Origin of the sequence: Hydrogenophaga sp. RWCD_12 (genome assembly GCF_046604225.1) — a bacterium.
Classification (GTDB): Bacteria; Pseudomonadota; Gammaproteobacteria; order Burkholderiales; family Burkholderiaceae_C; genus Hydrogenophaga.
On sequence record NZ_JBKIXC010000006.1, the window covers coordinates 239539 to 259324 of the forward strand.

General features: G+C 68.3%; 9 protein-coding genes. 2 read left to right on the forward strand and 7 right to left on the reverse strand.

Annotation, left to right across the window (positions count from 1 at the left end):
• Positions 1-14: 14 nt before the first annotated feature.
• Genes ACLIJ1_RS22265 through ACLIJ1_RS22285 form a run of 5 tightly spaced genes read right to left on the reverse strand, consistent with a single transcriptional unit; the run spans position 15 to position 9263 of the window.
• Positions 15-2306 (reverse strand): hypothetical protein, encoded by a 2292-nt coding sequence (locus tag ACLIJ1_RS22265; protein ID WP_411367756.1) that lies wholly within the window; start codon positions 2304-2306, stop codon positions 15-17.
• Positions 2307-2323: 17 nt separating this feature from the next.
• Positions 2324-4507 carry a hypothetical protein gene (locus ACLIJ1_RS22270; protein WP_411367757.1) on the reverse strand — a complete coding sequence of 728 codons (2184 nt, stop codon included), beginning with the start codon at positions 4505-4507 and terminating at the stop codon, positions 2324-2326.
• Positions 4508-4547: 40 nt separating this feature from the next.
• Positions 4548-5216 (reverse strand): hypothetical protein, encoded by a 669-nt coding sequence (locus tag ACLIJ1_RS22275; RefSeq protein WP_411367758.1) that lies wholly within the window; start codon positions 5214-5216, stop codon positions 4548-4550.
• On the reverse strand, positions 5213-6991 hold the full coding sequence (locus ACLIJ1_RS22280) for a hypothetical protein (RefSeq protein WP_411367759.1): 1779 nt from the start codon (positions 6989-6991) through the stop codon (positions 5213-5215). Before ACLIJ1_RS22280 ends, ACLIJ1_RS22275 begins: the two co-directional genes overlap by 4 nt.
• A 1-nt stretch (position 6992) precedes the next feature.
• Positions 6993-9263, reverse strand: coding sequence for a hypothetical protein (locus ACLIJ1_RS22285; RefSeq protein ID WP_411367760.1), 2271 nt, complete (start codon positions 9261-9263; stop codon positions 6993-6995).
• A gap of 179 nt (positions 9264-9442) precedes the next feature.
• Between ACLIJ1_RS22285 and ACLIJ1_RS22290 the strand changes: the two genes are divergently transcribed.
• A complete protein-coding gene (locus tag ACLIJ1_RS22290; protein WP_411367761.1) occupies positions 9443-10051 on the forward strand; it encodes a M15 family metallopeptidase in 609 nt (202 codons plus the stop codon).
• A gap of 113 nt (positions 10052-10164) precedes the next feature.
• Complete coding sequence (locus tag ACLIJ1_RS22295; protein WP_411367762.1) at positions 10165-11484, forward strand: DUF3422 family protein; 1320 nt, start codon at positions 10165-10167, stop codon at positions 11482-11484.
• 115 nt (positions 11485-11599) lie between these two features.
• Here ACLIJ1_RS22295 and pbpC read toward each other — a convergent pair whose 3' ends face one another.
• Together pbpC and ACLIJ1_RS22305 are read right to left on the reverse strand one after the other, a co-directional pair.
• Positions 11600-13795 carry a penicillin-binding protein 1C gene (gene pbpC / locus ACLIJ1_RS22300; RefSeq protein ID WP_411367763.1) on the reverse strand — a complete coding sequence of 732 codons (2196 nt, stop codon included), beginning with the start codon at positions 13793-13795 and terminating at the stop codon, positions 11600-11602.
• A complete protein-coding gene (locus tag ACLIJ1_RS22305; protein WP_411367764.1) occupies positions 13792-19776 on the reverse strand; it encodes an alpha-2-macroglobulin family protein in 5985 nt (1994 codons plus the stop codon). Before ACLIJ1_RS22305 ends, pbpC begins: the two co-directional genes overlap by 4 nt.
• Positions 19777-19786: the final 10 nt, after the last annotated feature.

The following is a 19786-nucleotide window of genomic DNA, read 5'->3' on the forward strand; positions in this document are numbered from 1 at the left end:
GTCCTCGCGGGTGGTCAGTTGGGGATGCGCAGCGCCAGATCGGTCGCCGCGGTGGCGGTCCAGTCGGTGACCTTGGTGAGCCCGTTTTCAAACAGCCAGCGCACGCTGTACTCGAAGCGCATGCGGTCGGGATCGAGGTAGTCGTACTCGAACTCGCCCGAGCTCTGGCCGTTCTCGAACACCAGCTCGTCGGCAAAGGAAAGGCCGCCGGCGAAGTCCTCGAAGCGCAGCGAGACGGTCGCCTTGCGCAGGTGGCGGTGCTCGAAGTCCGATGGCGCGCGAACGGTGACAATGCGCCGCCCCTTGGCATCGGTCTTGATCGCGATGCGGCTGGCGTTGGTCATCGACTCGGGCAGCTCGACGAAGCGGCTGTCCTTGTATTGCAGGCTGATCCGGTAGAACACCGACTTCAGCGCCGGGTTGCGCAGGTCGACCGCGAAGGCCTTGGAGCTGGCGCCTTCGGTGAAGCTCATCGACTCCTCGACCAGCACGTTGTTGGCAGGGTCCTCGTAGCGGAAGTCGACAAAGGCCTCCTGAACCTGCGTCCAGTCGACACTGGGCACCACCTGCACCACGCGCCGGGTGGGAAACGGGTTGCGCACCGTGACCTGGGTCTCGTCGCTGCCCTGCCAGCCCTGCTCGACGTCCCGGTTGTCGATGGCGCGAAAGACCTTTTTCACTTCGAACGTGGTCTTGTCCGGATCGAGCACGAACATCTTCCAGTTGGCCGATGGCGCGTCCTTGGTGAGGCGCAGGGTGTCGTGCTGGGCGATGTCGTGTGTGTCGTCGGCATAGCGCAGCTGCACTTCCACCGAGCTGTAGCGCTCCCAGGGAAAGTTCTCCGCCATCACCGGGACCGTGATGAGGTTGTAGAGATCGCGCGGCACGATCTCCACGTTGTCGATGTCCACGTTCCAGGGCTTGCTCTTGAGCCTGGCCGGTCGCTTGGTCGCGTCGACGTTCTTGAACGTCACCTCGTATTCCATGGCCACGTTGCGCAGTGGTTTGCCGGCGTCGATCTGGCTGAACCATTCGAATTTCGTCTCCAGCGCGGCCGGCGTCAGCAATGCGTTCTGCGGCTTGTCGCCGTAGGCCGCCCGGACGTTGATGCTGGCGATGTCGTCGGCGGCCAGGTCGTTGCGGGCGGTCACACGCAGCTTGCGCTTCTTGAACCATTCGTTGTCGAGCGAGACCTGCTTGACGAAGTGGTCCATCGGCACACGACCGTCGCGCAGTGTCTTGAACAGCGACTGCAGATGGCCTTGCGGGTGGATGTGCTTCTTGACCGCCACGCGTTCGGAGAAGTTGACGTTGAGCGCCTTCTTGTCCATGCGCGTGTAGTCCATGCGCTTGTAGCTGAAGCTGGGCATCAGGCCGGCGGCCGGTCCGCCGGCGGCCTGGGCCGACTGGGCGGCGGCGAAGCGGCCCACGGCGTCCATGGCGCGTTCCCAGTCGGGCTTTTTCTCGGGCGTCCAGGGCGGCAGGCTGACGCTGAAGAAGGCCTCGGTGATCATGGCGCGCACCTGGGCCAGGGCCGCGTCGCGGCGGTCGATGATGCCCTTGGTGTCGTCGCCCTCTGCCACGAAGGTGTCGGCTTCGAGCACGATGGCGCGCTTGTCGATCAGCTCGTCCACCGCCTTGCCGATCTCGGTCGAGAAGACCAGGAAGCTGGCCGAGAAGCTCTCGTCCATGTGCTTCTGCACACGGTCCCAGTCCACCTTCAGCCGGATGTTGTAGGCCGGGCGCAGGCCCAGGAATTCGAGTGAATAGACCACCGCGATCGGCAGGATCTCGCCGTCGAGCACCTGCTGCATGACGGTGAACCCGTCCTGGTCCAGCTGCACCGAAAACGCCGCCTGGTTGTCGCCGTAGAGCGACGGGTTGGCGCTGTGGTCCATCTTCAGCACGAACTGCGGCCCGGCGGGCGTGGCCGGTGTGCCGGTCGGTGGGGGCGTGGCGCTGTCCTTGCCCAGCATCATCAGCCGCACCGTGCCTCCCTCCAGCGGGATTGGCGCGATGCGCGGCGCGTTGCGCAGGTTCTCGGCGTTGGCGATCTCGCGCGCGAGGTCGTCGATCTGGGCCTGGCTCGCGCCCACGTTGCAGTCAAAGTTCAGGAAGCCGCCGTTGCCGGCGTCTCCCCGGAAGCCCAGCAGCATGAACTGCGGGATGTCCAGGCCAAGCGCGCTGTCGCGCAGGGTGGTGAGGTGCGGGGCCGTGGGCATGTAGTACCACTGCTCCGGATCGGCGTGGTCGGGGAACACCGACAGGCCGTTGATGATGCGTGATCGGGTGTCGAGCAACAGCATGGTCGTTCTCCTGCTGCTCAGGCCGGTACTTCGAGGAATAGCGACAGGTCGGACTGGCGGGTCGGCCCCACCACCTTCTTGCTGCCGTCCTTGAGGAAGTAGGTGGTGGTGGCCTCGTACTCGGTTTTTGCCGCGTCCTTGAGCGCCACCTTCCATGCCTTCTCGGTGTCGCCCGCCTTGAAGCGCAGTTCGGTGCGGCTGGTCACGCCGTTGGCCGTGTCTTCGTAGCTGAGCGCGACATTGACCAGCTTGGCCTTGTCCCAGTCCATCAGGTCGGGCACCACGCTGATCTGCAGGAATTCGACCGTGCCGCTGCCCAGGGTGATGGTGGAGCGCTTGGCCACTGTCTCGGGCAGCTCCTTCATCTTGCCGTCCTTGAACAGCACGGTCGCGGTGTAGCGCACCTCGCCCAGCGCGTCGTCGATCACCGGAAAGGTCCAGTCGTCGGCCGGGTTGTCCTTGTTGAGGTTCCTGTTCACGCGCTGGCGGTAGTTGTTGCCCGCGTCTTCGTACACCGCGTCGACCGTGATGCCCGCGACTTCGTTGACCAGATCGCCGACCGCGCGGAAGCTGATCGTCTTCATGGCGCTGAACGGGTCGTCGATGTAGAGCTGGTTGGCCGTCTGTTCGCGCACCGGACCCTTGATCTCGCGACCGTCGGTCATCTGGTAGACCACCTGCACCTGGACCGGGCCGGTGCGCCGCTGTTCGATGACCTGGCGCACACTGAAGGTGTTGCTGGTCTTGGTCATGTTGAACTTGGCTTCGAACGGCCGGGCGCCGCCGGCGTAGCTCACCGTGATCAGTGCGCGGTCGACCTGGCCGAAGTTGATGTCGCCGGGTGCGATGTCCAGCGCCAGGATGCCCAGGTCGTCGACGTTGATGGTGAGGTTGGTGTCGTCGGTCTCGATCTCGGGGCTCTTGAAGACGAAGGCGCTGCCCTTGTAGTTGACCGTGTACGCGTACTTGAACTTGCGGATGCCCTGGTGCACGAAGCATTCGAACTTGGCCACCGCGTCAGGGCTGGTGAAGGTGAACTCCTGCGTCTTGGCGTTGGGGCCGTGCGGGTAGCTGATCTTCACTTCCACGCTGTGGATCGGCAGGTCGGCGAAGCTGGCGTTGACGCGCATGTTCACCTGCACGGTCTTGAGGAACTCGTCGACGCTGAGCTTGCTGTAGTAGTCCTCCCACTTCACCGGCTTGCCGTCGGCGCCCTTGAGCGACGTGACGGTGGGAAGCTGGCCCTGCGGCGCCTTGCTGGTGATGATGGTTTTGGCTTCGCTCCACTCCACCCGCACGTTGGCGATCTGGCTCTTGTTGATCGTGCGGCGGATGTCCTCGATGTCCTGGCCTTCCTGCAAAGCCTTCACGTTCGGGTCGACCTCGGCGATCTCCTTGAGCAGGTTGCGCTGCACAGCCGCTTCGAGCTGCTTGTTGATCAGCGCGCGCACATCGCTCTCGAGCTTGGCGTTTTCCTCCGGCGAGAGGTTGGGCGCCTGGGTGAACTCGAAGTGGGTCTTGGTGACGTCGTTCTTGTAGCGGCTGGAGCTGACCACCTCGGTGTAGCTGTCTTCGCTCCAGAAGTTGTCTTCGGTGTTGATGTCCTGGAAGAAGCTGTAGAACTCGGAGGCGTTCCAGGTGCCCCAGGCGCTCATCTCGGGCAGGCGGATGTAGTGGTCGAGCTTGTAGACCACCGTCACGGCGCTGGCCGATCCGGTGCTCAGGGTCTCCTTGAAGATGGCGGTGCCGAGTTCCGACAGTTCCATCATGAAGGACGCCACATTGCGTCCATACAGCGATGGCTTGCCGGCGCCGCGCACCTTCTCCACCAGGGCACCGCCTTCGCTGAGCAACAGCTCCACGGTGCCGCCGGTCCAGAGGATGGGCGCGATCTGGACCTTGGGCGGTGGTACACCGCGGTTCTTGTATTTCGCGTCAACCTCTTTCTGCAGCTCGGCCGTGATCTTGGCCAGGGCGTCGTCGGGCACGGTGAGTTCGGCATCGAAGGCGACAAAGCCGCCGAACTTCTTGCCGCCGTCCTCGCGCAGCTGTCCGTACTCCACGAAGCGCAGCGCCAGTCCGCCACTGTCCATGCGCGCGAAGGTGGGGCGGTTGGGGTAGACGTAGAAGGTGTGGTCGTTCTGGTGGTCGCCGTGGACCTGGAAGCCCAGCAGCTGGCGAACGTTGTCAAGTTGCATCATGGTGAAAGTCCTCGGTGGGGTGGAAGGGGCGGGGAGGGGTTCAGGGCTTCGGCAGTCCCCAGTGCGCGGCGTCGCCGAAGCTCTCGTCGACAGCCGGTGCATTGGGGGTGGTGGTCTGGGCGGCAGATACGCTGGCACTGGCTTCGGTGCGCAGATCTGCGGACAGGTCTTCGGGGTCGGCGCTGCTGACGCTCGCCTCGGCGGTGAAGGCCGACTGCGCGTCCAGCGTGCTGTGGCGCACCGGCGCGTGCACGGGCGTCAACCGGTAGGCGACGCCCATCCAGCCGGTCTCGCCGGCGGTGGCCTTGAGCAGACACTCGGCTTGCTCGGGACTGAGCATCGCACTGAACGCAGCCTGGAAGGGTGCAACACCCGACGATGCGGTGGTGGCCGCGGTGGTCCATTGGCCGGTGCCGTCGCCGAACCGCAGTTCGGCGGGGCTGGCAACCAACGCCTCGGGTACCAGGCGGATCTGCTGTGCTGGGCGGGCGTGCTGCGCGGCCAGTTGGTCGCGGGCCCGGTCCAGGGCGGACTGGGGCGCTTCCCACACCGCGGTGAACGACAGCATGTTCACGCTGCCGGCCCGGATGAAGCTGAACTGCGCACGACCGTCTTCGGAGCGCGCCAGTGAAGGACGCAAAGGCCGGTAGGCGAAGGCCCCGGTCTCGGGCAGGTCGGTCAGGACAAGACCTTGTATTTCCACGCTCATGGTGTGCTCCTGGTGGGCGCCTGGCTGCTGCGAAGTTGCAGCGCCTGAGCGGGTGAGAGGGCGGCTGACCAGTCGGACTGACCAGCCCAGCGCCAGCGGTAGCCGCTGCGAAACGGCGAGAGCGCGGTCCAGCTCCAGTCCGTTGCGGGTGCTGCAGGCGTGAGGCGCCGCAAGGTGCGGCGAGAGGTCTCGTCGGTCCGGTCTTCGGGCGCCAGTTCGATCAGTACCTGCGGTGTGTCGTCGTCGAATTCGCAGGCCAGCGAGAGCGAACGGGCGCCGCTGCCCTCGAAGCTGAAGGGATCCAGATACACGCCGCTGTCGGGGATGGGCTGCGGCGGCGCGGTGCACTGGCGGCTATCCGTCAGCGATGTGGCGGTCGCGGTCGCGGTCACGGTGCCGTCCTGCAGGTCGGCGGGCAGCGCGAGGGCCAGGCGACGGCGGTCGCGGTCCACCTGACCCCGGACGGTCCATGCCTTGCCGTTGCGTTGCCCCTGGCAGGTCACTTCCACCTGCGCCTCGCGCAGCAGGGCCGGATCGACCTCCACGCACATCAACCGCAGACCCAGCGCATCCGGGCCGACGACCAGATGGCGCTGGTCAGCGGTCTGCAGCGTTCCCTGCATCAGCTCGGGCCGCGTTCCGTTCAGGACAAACGCGCTGGTCTTCCACTGGTAGTGCAGCGGTTCGTCCGGCGCGAGCCGCAGGTTCACCGTGAACGGCGCGTCGTCGGCAGGCAGGGGCGCCGAGGCATGGCTGCTGAAGGGCCGTGCCGGTGGATGGGGTGGTGCGACCAGTTCCAGCTGCGTGCGCAGCAGACCCGCCCGCGGCCCTGGCAGGTTGGGCAGCACCGTGATCGTGTGCCACCCGCTGCCCAGGGCCGGCACGCTGTGGCGGCGCACCAGCTGTCCGTTCCATCGTCCTGGCGCGAGTTCGCGCAGCGGCGCCAGTGGGTCGGCCTCGATCACAAGCAGGCGGGGGCAGAGCAGCGGTTCGGCGAGGTTCCAGTTCACCTGGCCTTGCGGCATCCGCTCCGCGTCGAAGACCAGTTGAATCCCGTCCGACGCGCTGTCGGCCGTCGCGGGTTGCAGCGTGCCAAAGCGTTCGACCAGCCGATCCAGCAGGGCCTCGGTGGCCTGGGCGCGTTGGGAGAGCGGCACATCCTGCAGGGCCGCAAAGCCCAGGGCTTCGGGCGCGTTGAGCAATTGTTCGCGCAAGGCCGTGAGCGGGCATTCGGGTGCCTGGAGCGCCACGCGCAAGGCCGCGGGATCGAAGGCCAGAGTCAGTGGCCAGCGTTCGGCGACGCCGCGCACCCGCACCCAGGCCTGCGCACCCACGGCGAGCAGGCCGGTCTGCAAGGCGCCTTCCAACAGCGAGGTGGACGCAGCATCGAGCCGCAGCGCGAGCCCCATGGCGCCCAGGCCCGCCATGTCCAGCGGCTGCAGTGCCATCACCTCGGGGGGCAGCGACAGTGCGTCGGCAGCGTGCAGGCGCAGCCAGGCGGCCTCGGCGGGCAGTGCACTCAGGCCATCCTGCGCATCCGGGGCTGCCTGCCGCACTGCGTCGAGGTCGAAGTCGGCCTCGAAACCCAATTGCAGCAGCGAGAAGTTTTCCAGGCCGGCGTCACCGCGGTCCTGCTCGTAGATGTCGAGCCGGAACGACGTGGTGCGAAGCCGCTGCGGCGCAGCCATGAAGCGCCTGGGCTGTTCGAACACCGCATGGACCGGCCGCCCCGCCCAGTGGGTGGGGGCGTGCCAGTCGGGGCGGCCGGCGAACATCTCAGTTCCCGCCCGTGAAGGGCACAAAGAGCAGGCCCAGATCACTCTTGCGCCAGGCGTCGCTCTGCTGCGCGCCGGAGCTGAAGACCACGGTCTGGCGGAACTCGTACTGCCCTTCGGTGTCCCGTCGCAGCAGCACATCCATCAGGGCCACCGGCACCTCCACCGTTTCTTCCAGCTTGCTGGCGCTCAGGCGCACGCTCTTGTTGCCGCGGAATTCGATGATCACCAGCCGGATGGCCTTGTCGGGCGCCTGCGCGCTGGTCAGCACCTCGGCATCGGTCATGACCGTGATGGAGCGCGCGGTCTCCTGCGCCACGCTGTTGTCGAAGGTCTGCTCGAACAGCGCCTTGGCGTCGGGCACCGCGGTGATGGCCGAGGTGTCGAAGATCGCGTCCGGGGCGCTGCCGGGTGCGACCGTTGCGGGCCAGGGCTCGGCGGGAACCACCTGGAACACAAGCTGTCCGTCGGCGGGCAGCTCAACCGGCTGACTCAGGTCCAGGCCTTCGATGCGGGCTGACACCATGAGGCCATCGCGGCTGAGCCAGACCGGCAGCGCCGGGATGTGCAGCGCCCCACCGGTCTGGTTCAGCAGCTGTACCGCCACCGAGCCATTGGCCACGTCTGGCGTTTCGGTGTACTGGAACAGTTCGCCCTCGAGCGCGTGGAAGTTCAGCTCCACCGGCACCAGGATCTCACCACCCAGCCCGGTGGACACGGCGACATTGCCCTGCAGCAGGGCGGCCGACTGCGGCGCCATCAGGGCGGCAAAAACGTCCTGGAAGTCGTCGAGAGCGAATCGCTCGCTCAGCTGGAAACCGTTGGCCAGATCGACCTGCGCGGAGACCTCGACCGTCTGCATGCGACCGCCCCGCGGCAGGCCCAGCCGCAACACCGACGGCGCCAGCAGCGGCTCCAGCGAGATCTCACCCGGCGGCACGCCGGTGGTCGGCAGCTTGCTCTTCAATGCCTCTTTCGCGGCCAGCAAGCGCTTGCCGTCGGTCACTGGCCGCACGTCGGCGATCAGCTCCACGGCCGACTTGGGGGTGGTGGATGCGGTGGTGCCGGTATCGGCCTGCGGGGCATCGGTCGACTGGTCGACCACGAATGCCAGCGCGGGCTTGAAGGGCGGGTGTTCCGTGCGGGCCAGCCGGAACGCGTCGGGCAGGAAGTAGAACCGGGTGGGATTGCTGCTGCTTTGCAGGTAGCTGTGGTGGCGCGTGCTGCGGCCCGTGGCCGTGTACGGCACGCTGTGCATCTGCAGGCTGGTCACCGAACCTGCGCTGGGGCTGCCGTTGGGATAGACATAGCTGTGCAAACCGCTGTCGAACCACAACGCGATCTCCAGCGCCTGGTTCAGGGACTGCGTGCGGAACTGCGGTTGCGGTGCGACCGGCTCTGCGACGACGGCGTCGATCACCGACGGGTCGATCTCGAACCGGCGCCGCAGCATGGCCGATCGATCCACTGCCAGCGCCGCACTGGTCAGGCGCACGGCGGCGGGTTGCGCCTCCATGAGCTGAGGATGGATCAGTCCCCCTCCCGGCCGGTGTGGGTGCACCGGGATCGGCCGCGGCGGGCGGGGAATGGGTGGTACCGGCAGCGTTGGATGGGGCGGTGGCGGCGGAGGCGGCGCTGCGGCCGGAATCTCGACCGACACAGTGAAGCTGCGTTGCAGCGTCAGGCTGGCGCCGGCACTCTGTGCCATGAAGGCGCCCAGCAGTTCGTCGCGTTCGGATAGTCCCAGCCGAACCACGACGACCGGACCGCGTGCATCGTTCAGCAGCTCGCTCGCCGGCAGGCGCCGCTCGACCGTCGAGTTGGGCATGCGAAAGTGCAGCGCGGCGTTGAGCTGGTGCGGCAGCACCTGTGCCGTGCGTGCCGCATCACCCAGCTCGGGCGCCGGAAAGGTTTCCAGCCCCAGGCTGACGACCCACTGGCCGCTGGCCTGCGGATCGGCCACGACGTTCACGTCGTAGCGTCCTGGTGCGGTGGTGCGCAGCCGGTAGCGCGGCAGGTAGTAACTCACATCGCCGGCGGCGCTCGCGAACAACGTGGTGTCGGCAGGCTGTGCAACGGGACTGACCGGATTGGGCGAGTCGGCGCGATCAAAGCCGCGCGAGGCCACAAGATCGAACAGCTCGGGGCGGATGCGGTCCAGCCGCATGCGCGCCACTCCCGGGTCCAGACGCACGGCGGTCATTGCGCCAGAGACCAGCAGCGGTGACTCCACCATGACGTGCTGAAGGTCGACAAATCGGTCGATGGGCATGGCAACAACTCCAGTTCAGAGCACCGCGGGATCAAGCGTGGGCGGATTCTGGAAGTCGTGCCTGTGCGTCACAACCCTACATTGGGGGATGCTGGCGGCCGCTCGTCCTCCGGGTGGAGGATGTGGTGCCACAGGGGTCGACCTAGAGTGAAGCCATCACCCCCAACGGAGGCAGCAACATGGAACTCTCGGAAATGATTCGCGCGGTCCAAGGCGCTCTGAAGATCCAGGTCGACGGACGTGCAGGAGCAGAAACATGGGGCGCGATCTATGCAGCCCTGGTCAAACCCACGGTCCATGGCGTGGCGCCCGAAGCGGCGATCTCCAGTGTCGATCCGCGCAGCGAAACCAACATCGCGACACTGCAACCGCAGGTGCAAGGACTGGCCCGCGCCCTGGTGCAGAAGGCGGCGGACAACGGCATCAGCATCAAGGTGCTCAGCGGCACGCGCTCGTACGCCGAACAGGATGCGCTCTACGCGAAGGGACGCACCGCGCCGGGACCCAAGGTCACCAACGCGCGGGGTGGCTACTCGAACCACAACTTCGGCATCGCCTTTGACATCGGGGTCTTCAGCGGCGGCAAGTTCCTGGCCGACTCACCCAAGTACAAGGCGGTCGGCGTGCTGGGCATGGAGCTGGGTCTGGAGTGGGGCGGCAACTGGACCTCCATCGTTGACCAGCCGCATTTCCAGCTGCGCCCGGTCTGGGCGGCGGGCATGTCCGAGCGCGACATGCTGGCCGAGCTGCGCGACCGGCAGTCCAAGGGCCTGCCGGTGTTCGCCTAGCGGGTCCTGGAGGCCGCACGCGCACTGCGAAGACGCGCCGCTTTTCTTTTTTTGAGTCAGTTGGCACCGCTGTGCCGAGGTCCGTGACAGCGGTGTTTCGGCACAATCGGGCCATGAATGCCACATCCTCCCTGCTGCCCGCCAACGACCCGCAGCGCGAGCTGCTGCACAACGAGGTGCACGCCCGTCCGCCAGCGCGCATCCGGCTGCCGGCACTCGTGACCTATGTGGCCCTGTTCAACGAGGACGTGACGCGCGAGCAGGAGTGCGAACACCTGCGGCGCCTGCCGGGGCAGGAGGCACTGTCGGCCGATCTGCTGAACGCCAACTTCCTGCGTCTGCGCCTGCCGGGCTACACGCTCAAGTGGGAGCGGCACACCGAGTTCACCCGCTATTCGATCGTGCAGCCCTTGCCCGAAGGCGCCGGTCTGGGGACGAGCAATCCCGACCTGCTGGGCGCGCTGGTGACGCCGCCGGGCTGGCTGGCCGGCCTGCCCGGTCGCACCATCGCGGCGGTCCAGCTGGCGATGGTCGAAGGAGAGATCGCGTCACCGCACGCAGCGCTGGCGCAGGCGCGCCACTGGCTGGGTGACCACACGGTCGTGGCCTCGCTGATGGGCAACCAGGGCCACTCGATGGCGGTGACCGACTTCTGGCTGCGTGCCGACGGCTTCGAGCGCCTGCTGGTGATCGGCCCGCCCGACACCTCCGAGACCCGTGCCGGCCGCATCGCCGCGCGCTTGCTGGAGCTGGAGACCTACCGCCTGATGGCGCTGCGCGGCCTGCCCGCCTCCAAGTCGCTGGGGCCGCTGCTCTCGCGCAGCGAAGGCGCCCTGGCCGACATCACGGCGCAGCTGGAGAACAAGAGCAACACCGATCAGGCGCTGCTGGACACGCTGATCGGGCTGGCGGCCGGCGTCGAGCGCGCCACCGCCGAACAGAGCTACCGCTTCTCGGCCACGCGCGCCTACGACACGCTGGTGCGCGAGCGCATCGCCGAGCTGCGTGAGCAGCCGATCCACGGCACGCGCACGCTGGGCGAGTTCATGCAGCGACGGATGTCACCGGCCATGGCGACGGTGCAGTCGACCGCGCAACGTCTGGCCTCTCTCTCCGACCGCGTCACGCGCACCAGTGCCCTGCTGCGCACGCGGGTGGACATTGCGACCGAGGAACAGAACCAGCAGCTGCTGGCCAAGCTGACCAAGGGCCAGGAAATGCAGCTGCGTTTGCAGAGCACGGTGGAAGGTCTGTCGATCGCGGCCATCTCGTACTATGTGATCAGCCTGATCCTTTACCTGGGCAAGGCGGGCAAGGAGATCGGCTTGCCCATCAAGCCGGAGCTGCTGGCCGGCGTGATGATCCCGCTGGTGTTGTGGTCGGTCTGGCGGACGACGAAGAAGATCCATGAGAAGCTGCACGCTGAACATTGAACATTGAACCCCCACGCTCCGCCGCTGCGAGGGTCGCTGCCCCCCCGAGGGGCGCGAATTCAGCTTGGGGCGGCCCGGCGCTGAATTCCTGACCCCCAAGCCCCGCCGCTGTTGCTCAAGGGCGTGCGCTGGTCTTCACACCCGCACCGCGCACCTCGATGCGCACGCTGTCGAGCAGCTCGCCGCGGGCGTTCACGATTTCGATGCGGTGCCGGCCCGGCCAGGGCATCCACTGCACTTCTTTCCCTTTGCCCAGCGGCTTGTCGTCGAGGCGCCAGCGCACGTCGGCGGCCTCGGCCTTGAGCGTCAGGCGCTGGTGTGCCGGCGGGATGTCGGGGTCGATGGCGAGGATGGTGCCGGTGGTCGGGCTGAGGATGCGCGGGCGCAGGTCTGGCGCGCCGCTGTCACCCCCCGCGCCCAGCGCGAACAGCGGCTGCTCGGTGCCGGCGATGAACCACTCGCGGCGGGACGGCTCCAGCCGGTCGCCGAAGCGCACGGTCTGTGCGATCAGTCCAGCCGGCGGCGACGGCGCGCGGCTGGGCTGGCGCTCGTGCAGCCAGCGCATCAGACCGGCCCAGACCGGCGCGGCGCCGGTGGTGCCGCTGACGTCGCCCATGGGCGCCCCGCTGGCGTTGCCGACCCAGACGCCGACCGTGTAGCGCTGCGACCAGCCCACGGCCCAGTTGTCGCGCATGTCCTTGCTGGTGCCGGTTTTCACCGCAGTCCAGACCCGCGTGGCCAGCAGGCTGTCGGTGCCGAAGGTGGCGGCGCGTGCGTTGGCGTCCGACAGGATGTCGCCGACGATGAAGGCCGCGCCGGGGTCGAGCACAGCGCTGCCGCCCACCGCCCCGCGTTGGCTGGCCAGCAGCGGCGCGACCGGGCCCTGGCGTCCCTGGTTGGCCAGCGTGCGGTAGGCGTTGGTGAGTGAAAGCAGGGTGACCTCGGCGCTGCCCAGCGCGAGGCCGAGGCCGTAGTAGTCGCCACCCTCGCGCAGCGGCAGACCCAGCCGCACCAGCTGTGCGGCGAAGTCCTCGGGCGAGACCATGGCCAGCGTGCGCACGGCCGGGATGTTGAGCGACGACGCGAGCGCGGTGCGCACCGACACCCAGCCGCGGAAGTTCCGGTCGTAGTTCTGCGGGATGTAAAGACCGGCCGCGGTCGGGATGTGGGTCGGCGCGTCCTCGATCAGCGAGGCTGCACTCAGGCGCTTCTCTGCGATGGCTTGTGCATAGAGGAAAGGTTTGAGCGTGGAGCCGGGCTGGCGCAGCGCGGTCACCCCGTCGACCTCGGCAGCCTGGCTCAGCAGACCCGAGGAGCCGACCCAGGCCAGCACCTCGCCGCTGGCGTTGTCGAGCACGACCACCGCGCCGTCTTCGACACGCCGGCCCAGCAGCGAGCGCAGCTGGCGTTGCAGCAGCGTCTGTGCCTCGCGCTGCAGCGGCGCCCAAAGGGTGGTGCGGATTTGCGGCGGTGTGGCGCGGGTCCCGGTGCCCGCCTGCTGGCGCCATTCGTTCCAGGCGCGCCGCGTCGCGTGTGGCGCATCGCCTTCGCTGGCGGCCCAGCGCCGTTCGCGCAGCACGGTGCCGGTCAGCAGCCGCACCGACAGGCAGTCGGCCTTCGCGCCCTGCGCACGCGCCATCGCTTGCTGCACTTCGCAGGCGCGGTCGGCCACGCGTTCAGGCGCGGCATTGGGCGCGCGCACCAGCGCGGCGGTGATGGCGGCCTCGTCGGCGTCCAGCCCGTGCGGTGCCTTGCCGAACAGGCTGCGCGAGAGCGCGTCGATGCCGACGAGTTCGCTGCGGAACGGCACGCGGTTGAGGTAGGCCTCCAGGATCTGGTCCTTGCGCCAGCGCGTCTCCAGCCACTGCGCCCACACCGCCTGGCCCGCCTTCTGTGTCCAGCTGCGGCCCTGTGCGCCGGCCTTCAGGTCGCCGTCCAGCAGGCCGGCCAGCTGCATGGTGATGGTCGAGGCGCCGCGGGTGCGTGTGTTCCACAGGTTGCCCCAGGCGGCGGACGCGACCGCCTGCCAGTCGACGCCCGCGTGCTCGTAGAAGCGCCGGTCTTCGCTGTAGACCAGGGCGCTGCGCAGCGCGGGCGAGACCTCGGGCAGCGCGACCCAGGCACCCTGGCGCACCGACGGGTCGGTGCGCTGGCGCTGCAGCATCTCGCCGTGGCGGTCGAGGAACAGGGTCTCGGACGTCGGGTGCGCGGCCTTCACTTCGGCGAAGCTGGGCAGGGCCCAGGCCGGCAGCGAAAAGCTCCCGACCAGCACCCCGACCAGCACGCCGACCGGCAGCGCCCTCCGTTTCACTTCGCCTCGACCTTCACCGGCGCGTTGGGCAATTCGCCGAAGACCTCGGGCGCGTACATTGCCTCGATGCGTGTGGGCGGCAAGGCGAACGTGCCCACGTTGTTCAGCCGCACCGTGTACTCGGTCTTGAAGCTGCCGGCCGAGAGGCGGTCGTAGTAGCTGCGGAAGGCCTCGAAGCTGCGCTCCTCGAACACCGGCCAGCCGTTGCCCGAACGTTTTTCGCCGGTGGTCGCGATCTCCGAGTCGCGGCCCAGGCCGCTGCCCAGCAGGGTCGCGCCGCCCGGGATCGGGTCGCTGAGCACGACCCAGGTCATGTCGGTGCTGGCGTTGACCTCGATGGTGATGCGCAGCACATCGCCCTTGCTGAACTTGCCGGCGACGGCCTGTTCCACCGGCGTGATGGTCTTCTTCACCGTATAGCCGGCGGAGACCGGCGCCTTCAGCGCCGTCGCGGCCAGGGCCTGCAACGTGACCCAGGGCTTGCCGCTGCCCTGGTGCAACACGGACAGCGACGAGGCGCCGTCTTTGGGCCAGGCGATGGTCGCGCTGTTGTTGCGCCATGGGCCGGTCGGCACGTTGGGGTCGCCCTTGGCCGGACCCACGGTCGCAAAGCCCGCGGCCACCGGGGCCTTGGGATCGGCGCGACTCACCTTGCTCCAGTCGACCGCGGCGCTGGCGGCGCCGAGCGTGGCGCGCGTGCTGCCGGTCACCGGCACGGCTTCGAAGCGGGCCGAGAACTTCTGCAGCGCCAGGCCCCCCCAGAGGTTGGCGGTGGTGGTCTGCCAGGCGCCCTGCTGCTGGCGGCCGATGAAGCCGCTGGCGATGCGGCCCATGTCGTCCTTCCAGGCCGGGTCGTCCATCACGGCCAGCAGCAGGCGCGCGGTGTTGGTGTCACCGTTCTGCATGAGCCACCACCACTGGTCGTCGGACTCGGTGCTGAAGACCAGCTTGGTGCCCTGCCAGGACAGGCGCGCGCGCAGGATCTGGGTGGCCTCGGCCAGCTTCTCTTCGCGCTTGGGAATGTCGCTGACGCGGCGCAGCACGTTGACCCAGTCAATCACCGCGTGCGTGGGCCACTGGTTGGGCGCGATCTCGATGCTCTGCAGCAGGCGGGCGTTGGCCTTGCCGTAGCGCGAGAGCGCTTCGACCGCCGCGAGCTTGCGCAGGTTCAGGTCCTTGCGCGGGCTCCAGAACGTGCGCTCGACCTTGCCGGCGACGAAGTTCTCCAGCCCACGCAGCATGGCCGCGCGCGATGCGTCGGGCAGGGTCCAGGCCGGGTCGAGCGCCGAGGCTTCGTGCGAGGCTGCCAGCAGGTAGGCTGTCAGCGTGTCGCTGCCCGAGGGCGCGGCGCCGTCGCGCGGCGGGAAGTAGTTCGCCAGGCCGTCGCTGTCGAGGTAGGTCGGCAGCTGGGCGAGCATGGTCTGCCAGAGCTTGGGATCGTGCAGGCCGATGGCCTTCGAGGTCTTCTGTTCCAGGCAGGCGAACGGATAGTTCGCGAACCATTCGCGCACGGCCGGCAGGCCTTCGGCCAGCGTCGGTTGCAAGCTCATGCGGATGCCGCCGCGCAGTGCGCCCTGGGCATCCATCAGCGCGTCGGCAGGGGCCGCGACGGGCATCGAGAGCGGTCCGTCGATCTGCGCCAGCGTGGCCTGCCGAACCGTCAGCGGCACGGCCGGCAGCACGCGCTGGCTGAGTTTGACCGCGTCTCGCGCCTTGCCGCTCTGGTCCTGCGCCGTCACTTCCCACAGCAGCGCCTCGAAGCGACCCAGGCCCAGCGGCACCGGAGCCGTCACGTCCCAGCTCACCTCGCGGGTTTCACCGGCGGGAATCTCGACCGTCTGCGCTGGCGTCTCGACCAGGGTGGCGCGCGCGCTGACGTTGACCTTCATCGCTTGCGCCGTCGTGTTGCGCAGGCTGAACTGCGCCATGAAGCGGTCGCCCTCCCGCACCAGCGGCGGCAGGCCGCTGATGATCTGCAGGTCCTGCGTGGCGCGGAACTTGGTCTGGCCGGTGCCGAACAGGCCCTGGCCCGAGTCGGCCACGGCAACCACCTGGAAGCTGCTGATCGCGTCGTTCAGCGGCACGCTCACCGTCGCGCGGCCCTGCGCGTCGAGCACCACCGACGGATTCCAGAGCAGCAGGGTGTCGAACAGCTCGCGCGTCGGGCTGTGGCCGCCGCCGCCACCGGCCGAAATCGCCTTGCGACCGTAGTGGCGCCGGCCGATGATTTCCATCTGCGCGGTCGCCGTCTCGACGCTCCAGTTCCGCCGCTGCCACATGCCGGCCAGCAGGTCCCAGGTCGGGTTGGGGCCGAGCTCGAGCAGGGCCTGGTCGACCACGGCGAGTGCCACCTCGGCGTTGGCCGCGGGCTGGCCATTGGGCAGCTTGGCCTGGATGGTGACCTGCGCCTTGCCGCGCACCGGGTAGGCCTCGCGGTCGGTGCTCACTCTGACCTGGATCTCGTGCGCCGCCGTGCCGACCTTCAGCTCGGCCACGCCCAGGCGGTAGGCCGGCTTGCTCAGGTCGACCATCGCGGTCGGTGCCACGTATTCCTTGCCCTCGTACCAGAACGCCGTCCACCACTCGCGCGGCGCCTGGTAGCCCCAGGTGAAGAAGCTGTACCACGGCACCTCGCGCAGCCGCCCGCGCAGGGCCATCACGCTCACGTAGACGTTCGGCCCCCAGCCGGGTTCGACCTTGAGGTCGATGGTCGGGTCTTCGCCATTGAGCTGCACCACGCGCGTGTCGATGATGCCTTCGCGCTCGATGCTGACCAGGGCGGTCGCGAAGCGGAACGGCATGCGCACCTGCAGCCGCGCCGTCTCGCCCGGCTCGTAGCGCTTCTTCTCGGGCACCACGTCCATGCGGTCGTGGTCTTCGCCGCCGAACCAGAGCTCGCCCTGGCGCGTGACGTAGACCGAGGCGGCGCTCTGGTGCGCGTGACCCTCGCTGTCCTTGGCGACCACAGTCAGCTCGACCTCGCCGGCATCGTCGAGCTTCGCTTCACACAGCAGCAGGCCGCGCGCATCGCTCTTGCCCGAACAGAGGCTGCCCAGGTCTTTTGACTCGGTCTTGTTGTCGTAGGTGTAGAAGCCGCCGACCATGCGCTTGCGCGTGGTGGTCGTGGTCTTGACCGAGGCGCGCACCTCCAGCGCCACATTGGCCGCCGGCTTGCCGTCCAGCGTCAGCGCCAAGGCCTGGAAGCGCGCCTGTTGCCGGGTCGAAACCCAGCCTTCGGTCTTGATGCCGGCGACCACGGCAGCGGGCCAGAGCGTGGTGACGTGGCGCAGGGTCTGCGTCTCGCCGTTGGGATCGGCGTAGCTGGCTTCGATCAGCAGTTGCTGCGGCGAAGTGACCGCGGGCAGGTCCTTGATCTCCGTGCGGCCGCGGCCGTTCTTGTCCAGCGTCAGCGGCAGCTTGTCGGCGACCAGTTTCTGCGCAGCGTCGGCGCCGTCCTCGCCATCGTCGTGGCCCTCTTGCGCCCGGCTGGGGGCGCGCGGCGGGTCGAAGCTGAATCCCTCGTAGCCGGGGAACGACAGCGACTTGCGGCGCATCAGCGCCGACACCTGCGTCGCGAGGTTGCCGGCACCACCGCCCGAGAGGTAGCTGACCTGCAGGTCCACTGGCGTGCTGGTCACCGCCACCAGCGGCTTCTTGTCGTTGGCGCCGAGTTGCCCCTGCAGCACCGGCAGCCGGAACTCCTCGACGCGGAACTGCGCGCTGTCCAGGATCTCGGTGCCCTGGCGGCCCAGCGACTGCGAGAGCTGTACCGTGTAGACGCCCAGCCGGGCCGACGGCGGAATTGCGAATTCGTTGGTCGCGCTCAGGCCGCCGGTCGCCGTCTTGCGCCAGGCCACGGGCTGGCGGAACTCCTGGCCGCTGCCCTGGTGGGTGACGATGAGTTCGCCGTTCTTGAGGTCCGGCACATGGAAGCCCTTCATGTCTTCGGTGCGCAGGAAGTGCTTCATCGACAGTGTCTCGCCAGCCCGCAGCAGGGCGCGGTCGAGCACGGTGTGGGCGCGCTGGGTGGCGCTGGACAGGTCGCCGGTGGGCAGATCGAAGCGCCAGGTTTCGATGCCGCGGTTCCAGTCGCTCCAGGTGAAGGCCAGGTCTTCCACGCCGTCGGCCGACTTCGCGCGAGCGCTGACGAACCAGGCGCCCGCGCCCTCGTCATCGCCCTCGGCCTGGCCGTTCAGGCACAGGGGCGCGCGCGCCGGTACGCCGTCGAGCTTCACCACACCCTGCGCGTCGGTCTGGCCTTTGGCGACCAGCTTGCCGCGGCAGTCCGAGACCTGTACCGCCGCACCCGCCACCGGCTTGCCCTTGTCCAGCGTCGTCACCCAGGCCAGCGCGTTCTCGCGCCCGAGCTTGAAGTGCACGCCCAGGTTGGTCACCAGCGCCGAGCTGCGCACATACATCGTGCGGGCCTCGCCGTGCCGATCGTCGAGCAGCGAGCGGCCCAGCCGCGGTGAGGCGATCTCGACGACGTGGAAGCCTGGCTGCAGCGGAATACCGACCACTTCCATCGGCCGCGGATCACCCGCAGGCGCCTTGGGCAGGTCCAGCGGTTTCACGTTCGGCAGACCTTGCAGCAGGCCGAGCATGCGCGACTCGACCCAGTCCTTGTTGTCCTTGTCGATGACCTTGGGCAGCGGTGTCTTGGCCCACTGCGCCGCCAGCTTGCGTTCGACCGTGCCTTCGTGGAAGGTGGTCACGCGCTGGTACCAGGCAATGATCTCGGCGTCGCTGGAGAGCTTGAGGTCGCTGACCTTGCTGCCGCTCACGGCCAGGCCCAGGGCCTTGAGCTCGGGCTCGACGTTGCGCACCGTGATTGGCAGCAGCGCCGCGCCGCCGGGTTCGGCCAGTCGCTCGACCACGCCGAAGGGCGACGCCGCGAACTTCACCAGCGGCGGCATCAGGCCGGTCGCGACCTTGAGCGGAAACTGGTTCGCATTGGCGGGCGCGCGGCCCGAGGCGTCGACCAGGCCCTTGGGCAGCTCGACCGTGTAGCTGGCCTTTTCGGTCAGGGTCGGGGCGAAGTCCACGCCGTCCACCGCGTCGTCGCCCTGTGCACCGTCTTCCAGTTTGGGCGTCAGCGCTTCGCCGCCGGCCGCGGGCCGGAGGCGGATTTCCATCGCCTGTTTCGCCATGACCGGAGCGTTGAAGCGCAGCGACATGCCACGCAGTGGCAGGCAGGGCGATTGCGCGTTCTCGCGCTCGCAGCTGAACGTGACCTTGAACGGCTCGCGCACGGTGAAGTTCAGGCGCTGGTCCTGGCGCGTCGCGACGCCGCCCGGCGTGGCCACACCCTTGCCCAGCACCAGTTTCACCTTGGCCGCGGGCGTGAGCTGGCGCTGGCAGGCGAGGGCGACAACCTGGTCGGCGGGAACATCCTTGCGGTCCCAGCCGCGCGCCTTGACCAGCTGCTCGCGCTCGGTGCCGGTGATCAGCTTCACTGCGATGCGCTCACCCAGACCGTCCATGCCGCACCAGGCATTGGCCTGGACGCTCTCGGGCGCGACCGCGCCATTGAAGCGCAGCAGGAAGTACTGGCTTTCTTCGATCGTCTGGCCGTCGGACGGCGCGCTGTTGCGCACTGTCGGGCCGCCGGTCTCGAACGCGAAACGCTGTTTGCCGGCCAGCGGCTTGCCGTCGACCGCGACGAAACCCGGCGCGACCTGCAGCGTGCACTTCACGCCGGGCGGCAGCGGCTGCTGGAAGTCGTAGACCCAGGCGCGGTCGTTGATCCAGCGGCCCGTGCCGGCCGAGGCCTGGGGCTCGTTGCAGCTCAGCTGCAGCGGCGCCGACGCGTTCGGGCTGCCGAAATTCACGGCGGGCGCGTCGAACTTTGCGCTCACCTGCCGCACCCGGGCGACTTCGCCCTGCGGACTCAGGTCGGTGATCTGCACCGCCGACGCATGGCCGGCCGCTGCCAGCCCCAGGCCCATCCACCACAGCGCACTGCGCACACGCAAAACCATGCCGATTTCC